At 73.1% G+C, this 800-nt stretch carries 1 protein-coding gene; it reads left to right on the forward strand.

Annotated features, from left to right (window positions below; all coding sequences use genetic code 11):
- A partial coding sequence (locus tag A7A76_RS18935) for a murein hydrolase activator EnvC family protein (protein ID WP_206412666.1) occupies positions 1-419 on the forward strand: 419 nt, incomplete at its 5' end.
- Positions 420-800 lie beyond the last annotated feature (381 nt).

Consider the following 800-nt stretch of genomic DNA (forward strand, 5'->3'; position numbering starts at 1 on the left):
GCAAGCCGCCGGTGCAGGTCGCCAGCGCGCCGGCGCCGCAGGTCGGCGGCCTGGGCTGGCCGGTGTCGGGCGCGCTGCTGGCCGGCTTCGGCGGGACCATGCCGGACGGGCGCAGCAGCGAAGGCCTGCTGATCGGCGCGGCGGCCGGCGCCACGGTCAAGGCGGTCGGCGACGGCACCGTGGTCTATTCGGAATGGATGACCGGTTACGGCCTGCTGCTGATCGTCGATCACGGCAACGGCTACATGAGCCTGTACGCCAACAACGACGCCTTGCTCAAGGACGCCGGCGCGACGGTCAAGAAGGGCGACGCCATCGCCACGGTCGGCAGCTCCGGCGGGCACGGCCGGCCGGCGCTGTATTTCGAATTGCGCCGCGGCGGGCAGCCGGTCAATCCGGGCGTGTGGTTGCGGCGCTGAGTTTTCAGGCGGGGGCGGGGACCGATGTCGCGGCGGCTTCGGAGTTGCGGCGCAGTTTGCGGTTTCGCGGTCGCGGCTTGCGCCGCTCCTGCAGTCGGGCGTGCGGCGGTCGCGATGCAGGCGGGCCGGCGCCGGAGTTTTAACGAAAGCTTGCAAGCGCCCCGCTTAACGTGCGCAGATAATCGACCGAACCTCAGGCCGCCTGGCGCGGTCTGACCGCCACGGACCGCAGCGCGCGGTCCAACCGCCATCCGCTTCGGAGCGTCGTGCATGTCCCTGCGTCACCCCCTGCGTAGCCTGCTTCCGCTCGCCCTGGCGCTGGGCGCCGTGCCGGCCCTGGCCCAGCCGCAGCCCGCGCCGCCGGCGCAGGCGGCCCCGCCC

The sequence above is a fragment of the Lysobacter enzymogenes genome, from assembly GCF_017168095.1.
Taxonomy (GTDB): domain Bacteria; phylum Pseudomonadota; class Gammaproteobacteria; order Xanthomonadales; family Xanthomonadaceae; genus Lysobacter; species Lysobacter enzymogenes_D.